Annotated in this window: 13 protein-coding genes and 2 tRNA genes; 5 read left to right on the top strand and 10 right to left on the bottom strand. The window is 55.5% G+C overall.

Features of this window, described 5'->3' with window-relative positions:
* Window positions 1-97: 97 nt before the first annotated feature.
* Window positions 98-1,141: a deoxyhypusine synthase gene (locus WNY37_RS11435; RefSeq protein ID WP_342973519.1), complete on the top strand. Its 1,044-nt coding sequence runs from the start codon at window positions 98-100 to the stop codon at window positions 1,139-1,141.
* A 96-nt stretch (window positions 1,142-1,237) separates the two neighbouring features.
* Window positions 1,238-2,053 (top strand): crotonase/enoyl-CoA hydratase family protein, encoded by an 816-nt coding sequence (locus WNY37_RS11430; protein ID WP_342973518.1) that lies wholly within the window; start codon window positions 1,238-1,240, stop codon window positions 2,051-2,053.
* Between the two features lie 51 nt (window positions 2,054-2,104).
* Here WNY37_RS11430 and WNY37_RS11425 read toward each other — a convergent pair.
* Window positions 2,105-2,181, bottom strand: a tRNA-Asp gene (locus WNY37_RS11425).
* A gap of 139 nt (window positions 2,182-2,320) precedes the next feature.
* On the opposite strand from WNY37_RS11425, the gene WNY37_RS11420 reads away from it, so the two are divergent.
* Window positions 2,321-4,846 (top strand): AsmA family protein, encoded by a 2,526-nt coding sequence (locus WNY37_RS11420; protein ID WP_342973517.1) that lies wholly within the window; start codon window positions 2,321-2,323, stop codon window positions 4,844-4,846.
* Here WNY37_RS11420 and WNY37_RS11415 read toward each other — a convergent pair whose 3' ends face one another.
* Window positions 4,847-7,291 (bottom strand): EAL domain-containing protein, encoded by a 2,445-nt coding sequence (locus tag WNY37_RS11415; protein WP_342973516.1) that lies wholly within the window; start codon window positions 7,289-7,291, stop codon window positions 4,847-4,849. It abuts the gene before it with no gap.
* 128 nt (window positions 7,292-7,419) lie between these two features.
* On the opposite strand from WNY37_RS11415, the gene glpK reads away from it, so the two are divergent.
* Window positions 7,420-8,931 carry a glycerol kinase GlpK gene (glpK, locus tag WNY37_RS11410; RefSeq protein ID WP_342973515.1) on the top strand — a complete coding sequence of 504 codons (1,512 nt, stop codon included), beginning with the start codon at window positions 7,420-7,422 and terminating at the stop codon, window positions 8,929-8,931.
* Between the two features lie 6 nt (window positions 8,932-8,937).
* On the opposite strand, the gene WNY37_RS11405 is transcribed toward glpK, so the two are convergent.
* The 6 genes from WNY37_RS11405 to WNY37_RS11380 form a co-directional block, all read right to left on the bottom strand.
* Window positions 8,938-9,014, bottom strand: a tRNA-Pro gene (locus tag WNY37_RS11405).
* Between the two features lie 52 nt (window positions 9,015-9,066).
* A complete protein-coding gene (locus tag WNY37_RS11400) occupies window positions 9,067-9,573 on the bottom strand; it encodes a MerR family transcriptional regulator (protein ID WP_342973514.1) in 507 nt (168 codons plus the stop codon).
* A 13-nt stretch (window positions 9,574-9,586) separates the two neighbouring features.
* Window positions 9,587-9,883, bottom strand: coding sequence for an integration host factor subunit alpha (locus WNY37_RS11395; RefSeq protein WP_342973513.1), 297 nt, complete (start codon window positions 9,881-9,883; stop codon window positions 9,587-9,589).
* A gap of 49 nt (window positions 9,884-9,932) precedes the next feature.
* Window positions 9,933-10,901: a beta-ketoacyl-ACP synthase III gene (locus WNY37_RS11390; protein ID WP_342973512.1), complete on the bottom strand. Its 969-nt coding sequence runs from the start codon at window positions 10,899-10,901 to the stop codon at window positions 9,933-9,935.
* 2 nt (window positions 10,902-10,903) lie between these two features.
* Window positions 10,904-11,938, bottom strand: a complete 1,035-nt coding sequence (plsX, locus tag WNY37_RS11385) for a phosphate acyltransferase PlsX (protein WP_342973511.1) — start codon at window positions 11,936-11,938, stop codon at window positions 10,904-10,906.
* Between the two features lie 71 nt (window positions 11,939-12,009).
* Window positions 12,010-12,438 (bottom strand): ubiquinol-cytochrome C chaperone family protein, encoded by a 429-nt coding sequence (locus WNY37_RS11380; RefSeq protein WP_342973510.1) that lies wholly within the window; start codon window positions 12,436-12,438, stop codon window positions 12,010-12,012.
* Window positions 12,439-12,628: 190 nt separating this feature from the next.
* Here WNY37_RS11380 and bamE point away from each other — a divergent pair, with 190 nt between their 5' ends.
* Window positions 12,629-13,108: an outer membrane protein assembly factor BamE gene (gene bamE, locus WNY37_RS11375; protein WP_342973509.1), complete on the top strand. Its 480-nt coding sequence runs from the start codon at window positions 12,629-12,631 to the stop codon at window positions 13,106-13,108.
* An 84-nt stretch (window positions 13,109-13,192) separates the two neighbouring features.
* On the opposite strand, the gene WNY37_RS11370 is transcribed toward bamE, so the two are convergent.
* A complete protein-coding gene (locus tag WNY37_RS11370) occupies window positions 13,193-15,337 on the bottom strand; it encodes a sodium-translocating pyrophosphatase (RefSeq protein WP_342973508.1) in 2,145 nt (714 codons plus the stop codon).
* Between the two features lie 141 nt (window positions 15,338-15,478).
* On the bottom strand, window positions 15,479-16,411 hold the full coding sequence (thiL, locus tag WNY37_RS11365; protein WP_342973507.1) for a thiamine-phosphate kinase: 933 nt from the start codon (window positions 16,409-16,411) through the stop codon (window positions 15,479-15,481).

Genomic DNA, 16,411 nt, shown 5'->3' with positions numbered 1-16,411 from the left:
GTGGAGCAGCAGGCGATTTGGAGTGCCCGGTCCCGGCATCGGGCATTCTTCGCGTCTGGACCCCCTATTAACCCCTCGTTACAACGCCTCCAGGCAAATGGAGTCCCCTATGGCTGATCAATCAAACCGCAAAGCAGAATTGCTGAGCAAAGTCGTCGAGCACATCGACATGACGTCGTTCGACGCGCGTCCAATCATCGACGCAATGGGCAAGATGTCGTTTTCGTCCCGAGATCTCGCCAGGGCGACAGAGATCTTCAACATGGCGCTGGCGGATGAAGATTGCTCGATCATTCTGACACTCGCTGGCTCGACCTCCGCGGGCGGTTGCATGCATGTCTATCGTGATCTGGTCAAATACGGCTTGGTCGATGCCATTGTTGCCACCGGCGCATCTATCGTCGACATGGATTTCTTTGAAGCGCTTGGATACAAGCACTATCAGGCACCGGAGTCGGTAGACGACAACATCCTCCGCGACCTCTACATCGACCGCATCTACGATACGTTTATTGATGAAGAGGAGCTGCAATCCTGTGATCACATCATCAAGGACATCGCAGACGGCCTCGAGCGTCGGCCTTATTCATCGCGCGAATTTATCTGGGAAATGGGCAAATGGCTGAAGGAGAATTCGAAGAAGAAGGGTTCACTGATCGAGACATGCTACGATCATAATGTCCCGATCTTCGTGCCGGCCTTCTCTGACTGTTCAGCCGGCTTCGGTCTCGTGAAGCATCAGGTCGAAAACCCTGGAAACTATCTTTCAATCGACAGCGTCGCGGACTTCCGGGAACTGACCGATGTAAAGATTGCTGCTGGCAGCACGGGTCTTTTGATGGTTGGCGGCGGCGTCCCAAAGAACTTCGTGCAGGATACGGTGGTTTGTGCCGAGATCCTGGGCAAGGAGTGCGAGATGCACAAATACGCCATACAAATCACGGTCGCCGATACGCGTGACGGGGCGTGCTCGTCGTCTACGCTCAAGGAAGCAGCAAGCTGGGGCAAGGTGCAAACCGTCTACGAACAGATGGTATTCGCCGAAGCCAGTTCCGTCATTCCACTGCTCGCATCCGCCTCTTGGCATGAAGGCAAGTGGAAAAATCGCAAGCCAAGGGAATTTGCGAAGCTTTTCCTCTAGTTCCAGGACTATCGAAACTATGACGCCGGGACAGGGATTGTCCCGGCGTTTTTGTTTGCCCAAAATCCGCGAAAGCAAACCCCGGAGGGAATGGGCATGTCCGATCGTATCTCAATTACAAAGTCCGAAGGCATTGCCGATGTAAAGCTGGCCCGATCAGACAAAATGAATGCGCTGGATGATGCGATGTTCACTGCACTCATCGAAACAACAGAAGCGCTCGCTAAAGATGAGAGCGTTCGTTGCGTGGTTTTATCGGGTGATGGACGAGCCTTCTGCGCCGGGCTCGACATGGGCAATTTCGGCGAAATGGCGCAAGGGCGACGCGGGTCGAGCACGACCGGTCGACAGCCGCTCGTGGACCGGACCCATGGCATAGCGAATCGCGCACAGCAGGCCGTATGGGGCTGGCGCACCCTGCCCGTTCCCGTGATCGCGGCCGTTCACGGTGTTGCGCTCGGTGGTGGTTTTCAACTGATGCTGGGGTCAGACATCCGCATCGCCCACCCCGACACCAAGCTATCAATTATGGAGATCAAATGGGGGCTTGTCCCAGATATGGCCGGTACACCTGTCATGAGGTCGCTCTGCCGAGACGATCGATTGCGCGAGTTGACCTATACCGGCCGCATCTTTACCGCCACGCAGGCTGCCGAATACGGCTTCGTAACGGAGCTATCAGATGATCCTCACACAGATGCCATGAAGCTGGCTAAGGTTATTGCGGACAAGAACCCTGATGCCATTCGAGGCGACAAGCAGATATTCAATCAATTGCAGGACATGACAGACGCCGAGGCCCTTCTGCTGGAGTCAGTGCTGCAGGACAAGATCATCGCGTCGCCAAATCAGATTGAGGCCGTGCAGGCTGAGCTTGGCAAACGTAAACCCCAGTTCACGGATGGACGCTGATCTGCGCAGCGCCAAAGCAATAAGCGAAATTTTGGGAAGGAAGATACGATCTGGCGCGAGTGACGGGGCTCGAACCCGCGACCTCCGGCGTGACAGGCCGGCACTCTAACCAACTGAGCTACACCCGCACAGATCGGTCACCACACTTGGCGGTGAGGCGCCTGATTAGACAAGCCAGTTGCCTCGGTCAAGCACCAACTGCCATGAGTTTGCCACGAGTTGCAGCTAGCGTGGCCTAATCAGTCTTCCAAGCAATGGTCGGAGCATATGAAGCGGTTATTCATCATTGGCGGCGCAGTCATTAGTCTCCTCATCGTCGCGCTGCTCGTCATCCCCTTTCTCGTGCCGGACTCCGTCTACAAAGCGCAGATCGAAAAGTCAGCAGCATCGGCTTTGGGGCGTGACGTTCAGGTTCTCGGGGACGTCTCAATCTCGGTATTTCCAGGAATATCGGCCTCTGTGGAAGACGTAGAAGTCGCCAATCCGGATGGCTTTGCCGAACCGAACATGATCACTGCGGGGGCATTGCGAGGCTCCGTACGCCTCCTACCGCTTTTGTCGCGCCGCGTGGAAATCAACAAGATCGAGTTTGTCGATGCTGACGTCACTCTGACAAAGTTGGAGGATGGGCGCGTCAACTGGATGTTGGGGCCCGATGATGAAGGCGACGCCCCGCGACCGGATAAGGATAGCGCCGGCGGCTCATCTCCAAGCATCGCCAAGATCAGTCTTCAGAACGCATCAATTGTCTATGAAGATCTATCACAAGGCTCTCGCTACGAATTGACTGAGCTTGATGCAGAAACAGCGCTCAGGTCGCTGGAAGCACCGCTGGTCGTCAAAGCGAGCGGTAAATTCCAGCAACAGTCCTTCTCAACTGATCTGATCCTGACAACTCCGAAATCACTCCAGGCCACCGAACAGGCGAATATCAAATTCGATCTCAATTCAGATTTCGGCTTTGTCAGTTACTCCGGCGACGTGGTGACTGGAGACGCAATGTCTGTGTCCGGGGCGTTTTCTGCATCTCTTCCTCAATTGAGCGCTATATCGGACTTTTTCGGTTTGGATTTACCGATCAACATGCAGCCTCTCGGGGCGCTTGAAGTTGACGGCAACGTTTCCGGACCCCTCACTGCGTTGTCATTTGAATTTGAAAAGCTCGCCCTCATCGGAGACGGCCTCAATGCATCTTACTCTGGTGGCATGATATTGGGGGCCGACCCATTGCTTGATGGACGGTCCACAATCACAGTTCGTAATGTTTCCAACCTAGTTAAAAATCTTGGACTCAATCTCCCACAACTGGAACCGCTTCATCAGCTGAACTTTTCCTCTGAATTGACGGGCGCCCTGATGTCCCCTGCTCTGACCGGAGCGGAAATTCGGACGAACAGCCCGACACTCCAGGCCTCGTTTGCTGGTGATATGTCGCTGGCAGGGATGGGAAACGTCGACGGCGATTTCAAACTCGAGTCCAATCAACTGAGAACCCTGATGAGCCAAATTGGCGCGTCTCTTCCAGAAGGCGACCAGCTTAAAGTGCTCAGGGTAGACGGCCGCGCGAAGGGAACCTTTGCAGATCTCGCAATTTCAGACGGAAGTTTTCAACTCGATGATGTCCGGGCATCGGGAAGTGTCGGCGCCGATCTCAGCCGGAGCGTTCCAACCATCAAAGTGGACCTATCCACCGACGATATTGACCTCAGTCCATTTCTTGGCAGCGGTACGTCTTCCCCCGAAGAGACCCCCGCTGGCTGGAGCGATGAGCCGCTAGACTTGCAAGGCCTGAAACTCATCAATGCAGAGATCGACCTTGAGGCTGAAAGCATCAAGTTTGGCGGGATTACGATCTCAGACAGCCTTCTAAGCGCGACGCTTAGCGATGGAGTTCTCAAGTCTGATTTCGAACGGTTTAACGCTTTCGGTGGCGACTGGTCCGGACTGATAAATGTCGACGCATCAAGGTCGTTGCCTCAGTTCGGTTTCAATCTCGATTCCAAAGGCGTGTCGGCGCAATCCCTGCTCGGAACACTGGCTGGGTTTGATGGTATGAGCGGTAACGGCGCCTTCTCGGTCAACGTCACCTCAAACGGGACGACTATAAACCAGATCGTAAATCAGTTGAGGGGCGCAGCATCACTTGATGTGGCAGACGGCGCGCTGAAGGGCATTAATCTTGGCCAACTGGTGCGAAGCGCAAGTTCACTGACGGAGCAACTTGCATCCGGCAACCTTACGCTTGCCAACCTGGGACAAGTCGTCTCGCCGCAGGCCGCTACTGATTTTACAGACTTTGAAAGCGAACTCGCCATCTCCGGTGGCGTGGCTTCAATTCAGAAGCTCGTTCTTGCCAACAATGTTCTAAACGTTTCAGGCGCAGGGCAAATAAACTTGGGAGGTCGCTCCCTCGACATTAAACTGACCCCAGCTATAGACCGTACCGCTCAAGGCGAAGCTTCGACCGTGCAGCTGAACGGTATTCCAGTTCCTCTTCGCGTATCGGGCAACTGGCTGACACCGCAGTTTTCTCCAGATTTTTCAGGAGTCAGAGCAGCGCTACAGCAAAAGGTGCGCGATCGAGCGACTGACGCAATTGCCGGTCAAATCGATGGAGATATCGGAAGTATCATAGCCGGTGCTCTTGGCGGCGACCAATCATCCAACAAGTCTGGCGAAGCCGAAAATAGCGAACCGCTCGAGACTGCCGAAGAGGCCGAAGAAGGAACCGACGTCGAGTCTCGTGAGCAACTCATTGAGAATGCTCTAGGATCGATTTTCGGTCCTAATTGATCAGCCAGCCGCCTTCTTGGACATCAGGTCGACGACACCATTATCGTCGCCTTTTGTTATGTGAGCCCGATCCACCAAGGGTGAAGCGTCTATGATATTGGGCTGAGCGCGATCAGGACCAATGTCTATCAAATGCGCCAGCTTTTCAAGCGGCTGAGGCCTGCTGATCAGGTAGCCCTGCAACTCATCGCAACCAATCTCGATCAGGAAATGCTTTTGGCATTCGGTTTCGACACCTTCCGCCGTGCATTTCATGTTCAGCGCTTTGGCTAGGTTCAGCGTCGCCTTCGCGATCTCGCGGCTGTCCTCATCATGATCGATGTCCTCAACGAAGCTCTTATCGATCTTGATCTTGTCAAACGGGAACCGACGCAAATAGCTAAGCGAAGAAAACCCTGTCCCAAAGTCGTCGAGCGATATCTTGAGACCAATCTGCTTGAGCTGGTTCAGACGATCTAGCGTAAACTCCGTATCCGTCATAAGTACGGATTCGGTGATCTCCAGCTCGAGGCGAGACGGGTCTATTTCATTCGCAGCAAGAGCATTAATGATGGTCGTCACCAAGCTCGCACTGTGTATCTGGAGCGGCGAAATGTTGACCGCGATATGCATGTCCTTCGGTAGGCGACGCGCTTGCGACAGAGCTTCCCGCAAAGCCCAGTCGCCCAAGCGGGTTATGAACCCACTATCTTCAGCATGCTGAATAAAGTTGTCCGGTCCAATTAATCCGCGTGCTGGATGATTCCACCGGATGAGTGTTTCACAGCCGACGATATTGCCTGTCGTTGTGGATACTTGTGGCTGGAAGAATAGCTGCAATTCCGAGTTCTCTACGGCGCGATGCAAGTCAAGTTCCACGGCCCGTCGCGCCTGAGCCCGCTCAGCAAGTTCAGGTGAAAATACGCACCAGGTACGCTTTCCAGACTCCTTCGCCTGATACAGCGCCAAATCCGCATGTTTCAGAAGCGTTTGGATATCCATGTTGTGCTGATCAATCGGGCGTACCCCGATACTTGCGCCACAATGAACGATCGAACCCCAGATATCATAAGGGCTATTCAGGACTTCGCTCATGGTCCGCACCAGATTGATCAGATCATCTTGCTCTGCGACTTCAATGAGGACCGCGAATTCATCTCCCCCGAGCCTTGCTACAACATCAGCGCCCGTAGTTGTTTCATTGAGACGTGTTGCGACCTGGCACAAAAGCTCGTCGCCGGCCGGGTGCCCCATCGTATCGTTCACCCATTTAAAATTATCCAGGTCCAACCACAACAGAGCGCGCGTGCGGCCGTCCTCAATTGGACGAAGTGCTGCTTTTTCAAGGTGTTCGTGCAGACAAGCTCGGTTCGGCAACCCGGTTAGTGGATCAAAGTGCGCCATATAGGCGATACGATCTTCGATCGCCTTTGATTGGGTAATATCGCTGGCGACGCCCCGGAATCCCATGAACTTGCCATTGTCGTCGAATATGGGCTTGCCGGTTAGCTGCCACCAGGTTCCATCCTGACCAGAGACTTCCAGCGCCAAATCGCGAAACCCCTGCTTTCCGTTCAGCGACCGCTGCAGTATCCGTCGCTCTTCAGACGCCTCGAACAGCTCACTAAGGGTGAAACCTGGCGCCATCACATCGAAGTTCGTGGAGTCTCCCAAAGTCGGTATGGGGATTTTGACCAATTCGCCAATTTCATTGGTTTGCCACAGCCAGTCTGACGTGCTCTCTTCAAAATCACGGAGCAGCAGACCAATCAGTTGAGCTTGCTCTTCTACCGCCACGCCGCTCAAGTGCTGCTCAACGAATTGGCGATAAGACCAGCGCGTCGATGTCCAAAGAACAACTGCGTAGACAACTGCCAGCACGGAGAGAAATCCGTTCCTGGGGTCCTGCCCCAGTTGCAGACCGACAATGTAACCGATGGTCGTCGGCACGAGAAATGATACGGCGGCCTCGGGGATGCGCCCGACAAGCAGCACCCCACCGAACATGACACCCGCAATGATAACACTCACGGCCAGCTGACTGGTCGGATCTGTAAAAGGCATGATCAGAAGCGGTAAGATGCCCCAGAGCAGTCCGAGGAAAGATGCAAACCTTGCGTACCGGTCTATGCTCTCCTGCGTGCCTTCAGCCGAATAACGATGTTCAGTGTTCTTTCGACGGCGAGTCTTGGCCGCAATGTGACTGATGACCATGATGGCCGTAGCGATAACGAAGGTCGAACACCAAAGCCCAATCAGGCGATTACCCGGCGTGTTCCAGAATGACGCCACAACGACCGAAGCATTGACGAGGTTTGCGAGGGCAATTGTTGGCGTTAGACGACCGACCGTTTCGAGCTGCTTGGCCCGAATGACTGGCTGCTGTTCCTCGGGGATTTCGACAGGTGTTATGAGGGTCGCAAGCGATCCCTTCTCAGCGTCCGCAATCGGCTGCCGCTCCTTCATCCCCTACTCCTGCTCGATGGTCATCGGAATGCCCGAATCTAGAAAAGAAGCGTGAATATCGGCGTAGGTTAATCGATTAAATTTGATCTATCTGGCCGATTTGGAAACGAGCGACTACGATCAGCAACATGACGAAAACACCCCTCATTCTTTGCCTGGATCAAGGCACCACATCGAGCCGCGCACTGGTCTTTGACCAGACCGGTCAGATCGTCTCGCTCGCCCAGGAAGAGTTTACCCAGCACTTTCCGAAATCAGGCTGGGTAGAACACGACGCTGAAGATATCTGGGACACCACTGTGCGGACAGCCAGGGAAGCGATGCGGCAAGCCGAGAACAACGGTAAAGCCGAGATTGCGTGCATCGGCATCACCAATCAGCGGGAAACAACGCTGCTCTGGGATATTGAAACCGGCAATGTCGTGGACCGTGCCATCGTATGGCAGGACCGACGAACGGCTGACCTCTGCAATCAGCTCAAAGCGAAAGGCCTGGAGACTGAGATCAGCCGGCGCACCGGACTCACAATTGACCCATATTTCTCCGGCACAAAAATCGCCTGGATCTTACGTAATTCTGAGCAGGCGCAACGTCTGGCAAGCGAAGGACGATTGGCATTTGGTACCGTAGACAGCTTTCTCATAAGCCGACTCACCGGCGGCGAACAACACGTCACGGACGAGACAAATGCCAGCCGTACCCTGCTCTACAACATTCAAGATTGTTGTTGGGACGCTGACATTCCAGAGTGGCTCGAAATATCCAGTGTTAAACTGCCCGACGTCAAACCCAGCTCAGCCCGTTTTGGCGATACAAGTGCCGAAATTTTCGGCCGATCAATCCCGATCATGGGTGTCGCCGGCGACCAGCAGGCCGCGGCATTCGGGCAAGCCTGCTGGCACCCGGGAATGGTGAAGAGCACCTACGGAACCGGTTGCTTTCTTCTGGCCAATACAGGCGCAGAGCTCGTTCGGTCGAATAACCGTCTACTGTCGACGCTGGCATGCAGAACCGGCTCCGATGCGCAATATGCAATCGAGGGATCGATCTTCATTGCCGGAGCCGTCAGCCAGTGGCTGCGTGATGAACTACAGATCATCGAATCTGCATCAGAAACCGAAGCCTTTGCGGAGGGGCTCGACTCTAATCACGGCATCTACATGGTGCCGGCCTTTACAGGCCTCGGTGCGCCCCATTGGGATGCTGAAGCGCGCGGCGCAATCTATGGCCTTACCCGTTCGACCAGCCGCGCCGAACTTGTGCGCGCAGCACTGGAATCGGTCGCCTATCAAACCCTCGATCTAAGCGATGCGCTGAAGGCTGATGGTGTACAGCTGAACCGATTAAGGGTCGACGGCGGGATGGTTGGCAATAACTGGTTCGTCCAGTTCTTGTCAGACATTCTGAACGTACCAGTGGATCGGCCGGAGATCATCGAGAGCACGGCTCGAGGGGTTGCGTTTCTTGCTGGCCTGAATGCCGGTATATTCGAAAATACAGATCGGCTCGAAGAGCTGTGGAGCGCCGAGCGAAGCTTTACTCCAGACATAAAAGACTCAAGCCGGGAGATTTACGTATCTGGCTGGAACAAAGCCGTTAAAACCACCCTCTTCAGAGCCAGCCTCGATCGTCACGAATAACTGAAATGGTCGGAGCGGCGGGATTCGAACCCACGACCCCTTGTCCCCCAGACAAGTGCGCTACCGGGCTGCGCTACGCTCCGACTAGCGCTTGCTTAATCGTGCTTATTTTGGATTGCAATCGCTGAAGCTGCGTCACGCAGCTCGCGCGTGTCTGACTGAATCCAGTCGTTGCTTGATATCCTCAAGGTCCGACAGCATGGCTTCAAGCCGATCTCGAGAGGCCCCTGTTGGGATAACGATACGATTAGACTGTTCCGCAGCCGGTACTTCGAAAGCAGCTTGCACGGTTTCTTGCAGTTTTCGGGCAGGGCTTTCGCTTGGCACAGCGTCGCCCGCAAGAGTAAGGATGGCCTGACCAGCCAGCACTTTTTCCACGCCCTGTTCGTTCAACAATTGCTCAGCGCCCTTTAGCGTAAGGCCACGCTCATGAACCAGCAGCTGAATTGCTTTTAGCGCCGTCATGTCTTCGGGCCGAAACATCCGACGTCCATCAGGCCTTTTCAAAGGCTTGAGGTGGCGGGTGAATTTGCCCTCCCAGTAACGAAGCACATGTGTCTGCAAACCAAGTTCGTCAGCCGCCTCGCCAATGGAGCGATAGGCGTCGGCTGATTTTTCGATGCGTTTTGCAGCTGCAGTCATGTGAATTCTCTCTCTAGCTTGTCTCTTCAACCTTGGACTTGAGCATGGGAGAAGGTTTGAACGTCACGACGCGTCGCGCCGAAATCTTGGCTTCAACACCAGTTTTTGGGTTTCGTCCCGAACGGGCGGCCTTCTTACGCACAACGAAGTTCCCGAACCGCGAGAGCTTCACTTCATTTTCATGCTCGAGGCTTTTGCCGATCATTTCGAGCATACGGTCCAGCAAGTCACCTGACTCCTGACGCGTAAGGCCAACTTCGCGAACAATCGCATCGGCCAGTTCTACTCTTGTAACGGTTTTATTAGTCACTGATCAGCTCCTCTGGTTAACAGATAAGGCTGATTTCTTAATGAAAGAATTACAGCCTGAAGAGAGAGGCGCCCCATGAGAAGCCGCCACCCATGGCTTCACTTAGCACAAGGTCGCCAGATTTGATCCTGCCGTCGCTAACCGCAGTATGCAAGGCTAATGGAATCGACGCTGCCGACGTATTGCCGTGCAGCGCGACTGTCGAGACGACTTTGGATTCGTCCAATCCCATCTTTCGGGCCACGCCGTTCAAAATGCGCTGATTGGCCTGATGAGGCACGAACCAGTCGATGTCTTCAACGGTGTGCCCGGTATCATTGAGCACGTGCTGAATGGCGCTCGAGATGTTTGTGACGGCATGTTTGAATACTTGGTTGCCCTGCATCCGGACCTTGCCAATCGTCCCCGTCGACGAGACACCACCGTCTACATACAGCAGGTCGTTTTTGGTCCCGTCGGTACGAATATGGTGCGCTATAACGCCCTCACCTTTCGTCCCATTGTCGGCCTGCAGCACGACCGCGCCGCTTCCATCACCAAAGAGAACGCAAGTGCCGCGATCGGACCAGTCCAGGATACGCGTGAACGTCTCAGCGCCGATCACCAGCGCGGTCTTGAACAGACCTTGCTTTAGCATCGAATCTGCGGTGGCAAGCGCGAACAGAAAGCCCGAGCAGACCGCCTGGACGTCAAAGGCTGCGCCGCCTTGAATGCCCAGCTTGGCCTGAACTGCTGTCGCAGTTGCGGGAAAGGTCTGGTCGGGCGTCGTCGTCGCAACAACAATAAGGTCAACTTGCTCTGCAGAAATTCCCGCATTTTTTAGAGCGTCGCGGGCAGCGGCTGCAGCCAGGTCAGACGTCACTTCATCGTCCGCCGCGATATGCCGCTGCTGAATTCCGGTACGCTCTCGTATCCATTCATCCGATGTGTCGACCATTTTCGAGAGGTCTTCATTCGTCAAAATGCGGGTGGGGAGATAGGCACCGGAGCCTCTGATAAAGCTTGTTTTTTGAGTCATTATTAAACGTTTTCCGGAGATATTCCGAGTTTCGCGACACGGTTCAGACCCGCCGCCACTTCTTCCATATAGCTGCTTTGCGCGAGGTCTGCCGCAAGATTTACAGCCGTCGCAAACCCTTCAGCATCCGTGCCACCGTGGCTTTTCACGATGACCCCGTTCAAACCGAGCAATACACCACCATTCACGCTCGACGGGTTGAGCTTCGCCTTGAGCTTACGTAGCCCCGATGCCGCCAGGGCGGCGCCTGCCTTGGACAGCAAGCTCGAGGACAGAGCTGAACGAATATAAGTAGAGACCAGTCGCGCCGTGCCTTCAGCTGTCTTCAACGCGACATTGCCGGTAAAACCATCCGTCACGACGACATCAACGACACCGCTGGAGATGTCATTTCCTTCGACGAACCCTTTAAAATCGATTCCCAGATCGCGCGTCCGCAACAATTCTGCGGCCAACTTAATGGCGTCGCGGCCTTTCTCCTCTTCGGAGCCGATATTCAGCAAGCCGACGGTAGGCTTCTCCTTGCCGAATACGGCGCGCGCATACGACTCGCCCATTACCGCAAACTCGACCAGCTGCTCAGCATCCGCGTCCAGGTTGGCCCCAACGTCCAGAACGACCGAGCGACCTTTCAGTGTCGGCCAGACCGCTGTCATGCCGGGGCGATGGACACCGGGCATTTTTCGCAATGACATCATGGACATTGCCATGAGCGCGCCAGTATTGCCTGCGGATACGCCAGCGTGGGCCTCGCCGGTCTTTACCGACTCGATCATTCCCCACATGCTCGTGCCTTTCGAGCGACGTAAGGCAGAGGACGGCTTGGCGTCCATGGCGACAACGTCCGCATGATCAATAAGCGTACAGGCGTCTGCCCAGCTCTTTGCCGTCAAAGCCGGTTTCAGCTTTGAGGTCTGACCATGCAGAATGATGTGTGCGTCGGACCGCTTGCTGAAAAACAGGTCCAGACCTTCGATAACCACATCAGGCGCGGCGTCGCCGCCCATGGCATCAACAGAGAGTGTAATGGGTTTCATAATGTCTGATGGGCCAGTGACTCGCGCGGACACTAGCACCCTGCCTTTCCTAAGCAAGCTGCAGAAACCGCTCAGTCTGTCCTTTTTCCAGCGTCGGCAAGACCGGAATGGCCGCTAAGCAATTCGTCATGCGACCGTGCGGAAAGGTCTTGAGCGACCGCTATGATGTAGCGCGCCAGAGTCCGCCTGGATGCCTCTGTCCCTATCTGATTGCGGATGAGCACGCTTTCGACAGCCGTTTCAGGATCGTCCATGCCGATAGCCTCCTGTATGGCGCGCCCTAAACCGAAGAACCTCTCGCCAAATTTCCTCACCTTCCGGGCGATTGAAGCGTCGCCTACGCCGGTCTCTCTCAAGCCAGCGTCCAACCCGTCGAAGACGCGGCGGTAAACGGCTTTGGAAAGAGCCTTTCCACGTTTTCCGCGGGCCTCAAGCTCAGGAAGCAAAACAGACGCATGCAAGGCGATGGCGATGAACCTGTCATCGAGCGTGTCACTCAAGCCTCCGTCAGTGAACAACCAGCGAGCACGACTCGCAGCGACGAGGTCACCGTAAAGTCTCGCTGAAGCTTTGGTGATGCCTGAGCGATTTGGGACTAAACTGCTTACCAACCAGCGCAATTGTGTACTCCGTAACTTGCCAATGGCCTGTCCCGCCCTGTAATCGGGAAGGAAGTAGAAGGAAACCGGAATGGTCAAACGTTCATTCATTGCCAGCCTGGCTGTCGCTTGCCTCGCGACCGGTTGTATCTCGCCGGTAAAGGCCTATCACGGCTATGCTCCGGACGAAGTTGCTCCGAATGCCATTACGCCAGGTGTGGACACACGCTCAACAGTCCTGGCGCAGCTTGGCTCGCCATCGACTGAGAGTATCTTCGACGACAACACATGGGTCTATATTTCGACCGTGCAGGAACGTTTCGCGTTTTATCGCGCACAAATTTCGACTCGTAGCGTGACGGCGATTCGCTTCAGCGAGGACGATATCGTCGAAGAAGTTCTGGAATATGATCAGGAGGACGGCCGCGTTCTCAATTACGCCTCACGCGAAACGCCTACACTCGGTCGCGAACTCGGCTTGTGGGAGCAGATCTTTGGCAATGTCGGCCGCGCAGTTCTTCCTGCGACCAATGAAGCCACACCAGGCAATCCGACCGGCCGCCGCCGATAACTTTAAAGCTTTTGCCGCTTCTGAACGCATAAAAAAGCCCCGGTTCTTCGGACCGGGGCTTTTGTTTGAGTGTAGAGCCGGCGACTAGTGCGCGAGCACAGCCAGCATCAAGAGTGCCACGATGTTCGTGATCTTGATCATCGGGTTTACCGCAGGGCCCGCAGTGTCCTTGTAAGGGTCACCAACGGTGTCGCCCGTCACAGCCGCTTTATGAGCTTCAGAGCCCTTGCCGCCATGATTGCCGTCTTCGATGTACTTCTTGGCATTGTCCCAGGCGCCGCCACCAGACGTCATCGAAATGGCCACGAAGAGGCCGGTCACAATGACACCCAGAAGCATGGCGCCGACAGCGGCTAGCGCTGAAGCAACACCAGCGATTGGCCAAATGACCAGCAGCAGGACGATCGGCGACAGCACTGGAAGCATGGATGGAACAATCATTTCCTTGATCGCAGCCTTGGTAAGGATGTCGACCGCACGGCTATAATCCGGCTTCACTTCGCCCTTCATGATTCCAGGCATTTCGCGGAACTGCCTGCGGACTTCTTCCACAACCGACTGGGCTGCCCGACCAACGGCCATCATGGACATGCCGCCGAAGAGGAATGGAAGCAGGCCGCCGAACAGCAGGCCGACAACCACGTAGGGGTTGGCGATGGAGAAGTTGACCGTCACACCGCGAAGGACACTGCCCTCTGCGGCATTGATGGCAAAGTATTTCAAATCCTCCGAATAGGCCGCAAACAGCACCAGCGCGCCCAATCCTGCCGAGCCAATGGCGTAGCCCTTGGTGACAGCCTTGGTTGTGTTGCCGACTGCGTCCAGAGCGTCTGTGGTCTCACGCACCGAAGCCGGAAGGTCCGACATCTCTGCGATACCGCCAGCATTGTCGGTCACGGGCCCGAAAGCGTCGAGCGCGACAATCATGCCTGCGAGTGCAAGCATTGTGGTTGTCGCAATCGCAATCCCGTAGAGACCGGCAAGATTGAAGGTCAGAATGATGCCGGCCATGATCGTGATCGCCGGAAGCGCTGTCGATTCAAGCGAGACAGCAAGCCCCTGGATCACGTTCGTGCCATGGCCCGACTCAGATGATTTGGCGACCGAACGCACCGGGCGGTATGCCGTGCCGGTATAGTATTCGGTGATGACCACGATCAGGGCGGTGACAACCAGACCGGCCACACCGCAGAAGAACAGATCCATGCCAGTGACGGTCGAAGTCAGGCCGAGCGCTGCGCCAGCCCCCTCCAGAACACCGAAGCCGTTTGGAAGGCCCCAATTGATCGCAACGGCGAGCCCAATCAGTGAGAAGACGCCTGTAGCGATGAGCCCCTTGTAGAGCGCGCCCATGATGTTCGTTGAGCCTTTGCCCAGTTTCACGAACCAGGTGCCGGCGATTGATGCCAGGATACACACGGCGCAGATTGCGAGCGGCAGAAGCATGATCGATCCGAGATAGCCAAGGCCACTAAAGTATATCGCACCAAGAACCATGGTCGCGACGATGGTCACAGCATAAGTTTCGAACAGGTCAGCGGCCATGCCCGCACAGTCACCGACATTGTCGCCCACATTGTCTGCAATAGTCGCTGCGTTGCGTGGATCGTCTTCCGGAATGCCAGCTTCGACCTTGCCGACCATGTCGCCGCCCACATCCGCACCCTTGGTGAAAATACCACCACCGAGACGGGCGAAGATTGAGATGAGCGAGGCACCGAAGCCTAGGGTGACCAGACCGTCAACGACCGACCGGTTGTCCGCGTCATAGCCGACAACACCTGTCAGCAGGCCGTAATAGCCAACAACGCCAAGCAGCGCGAGGCCAACGACAAGAAGGCCGGTTACGGCGCCCGACTTGAACGCCATGTTGAGGCCGCCTGCGAGGCTCTTGCTCGCCGCCTGAGTCGTGCGAACGTTGGCCTGCACAGACACTTTCATGCCGATGAAACCAGCCGCACCCGACAAGACCGCACCGATGACGAAACCTAGCGGCACTTCCCAGTTGCGGAAAAATATTACCAGCAGAACCACAACACCGACGCCAACCATTGCGATGGTCGTGTATTGCCGCTTCAGGTACGCATTAGCGCCTTCCTGAATCGCGGCAGCGATCTCTTTCATCCGATCCGTGCCGGCATCTGCCGCCATGATCGATCTCGACTGCAACCAGCCGTAAAGCACAGCAGCCAGTCCAGCTGCGAGTGCAACGTAAATCCACAGGGTCATATTAGCCCTTCCTCCCTATTTCGCCTTTGATCGAGCATTAAACTGCGACCTTTTGGCTTTTTCATTAGTGTGTCGTCACTGCCAAAGAGCGTGCGTTTAAGCAAGCATCTTCGCGCAAACGGTGATTTCACTGGGAGTGAGCTAGTGCGTGTAACCTTTTACAGTTGGTAAAGGCACGGGCTGACTGGAGCGGTGTAGAGAAAGGCCGTCGCTGTCTTTTGCCTCGCCAATTGGCCAGAACGGCAAGCCCGCGTCGCCGGCGCGTTGCGCAAAGGCATGCATGTTGGCGTTAGGGATTGCGACCAATGCCTGATAGTCATCACCGCCCGTCGCGAGCGCCAGGATATCTTTTGTGCTTTCAGGCGCCCCGGCCCAGGCCACAGCGTCCAGGTCAATTGTTATCGCCAGACCGCTCTCATGAGCCAGATGTTCGGCATCAGCGATCAATCCATCAGAGATATCGATCGAAGCCGACGCAAACTCGGCAATTAGTGGCGCCCATGCAGCACCTGGCAGCTGTGGACGCCGGTACTGGTCCAGAAACGCGCCTTGTGTGCCTGCCAACGCCTCCTGCAGTCCCAGATATGATGCGCCTATTCGACCCGAGAGAACGATAACATCGCCTGACGCCGCGCCGCTTCTCGTCACCGGGCCATTGGTGCCGCAAGTTCCGGTCAACATCAGACTTAGCGTTAATAAACCGCCGGATCGCACAGTGTCTCCCCCAATCAGCGAAATACTCCACCGCTCAAGTTCGGCACCGATACCGTTGCAAAGCGCCTGGAACTGGCTCTCTGAAAAGTCCGGAGGCATTGTAACTGATAGCATCGCCTCGGCAGGCGTTCCGCCTTTGCAAAGGATGTCAGAGACATTGGCTCGAACCAACTTGCAGCCTACCGAGTCCAGAGGGTCAGAGGCCAGAAAGTGTGTGCCCTCGGCGAGCGTGTCCAGTGTGGCGATCTTCACCGTGTCGGCGGCCTGAGCCAGACGTCCAACATCATTCGAAAGCGACATTGCATCCGTAGAGGTCGCAATGGGCTTCAGATAACGATGGATCCAGTTGAACTCATCCAT

This window comes from Henriciella sp. AS95, from assembly GCF_038900055.1.
Taxonomy (GTDB): domain Bacteria; phylum Pseudomonadota; class Alphaproteobacteria; order Caulobacterales; family Hyphomonadaceae; genus Henriciella.
This window is presented reverse-complemented; position numbering and strand designations above follow the sequence as displayed.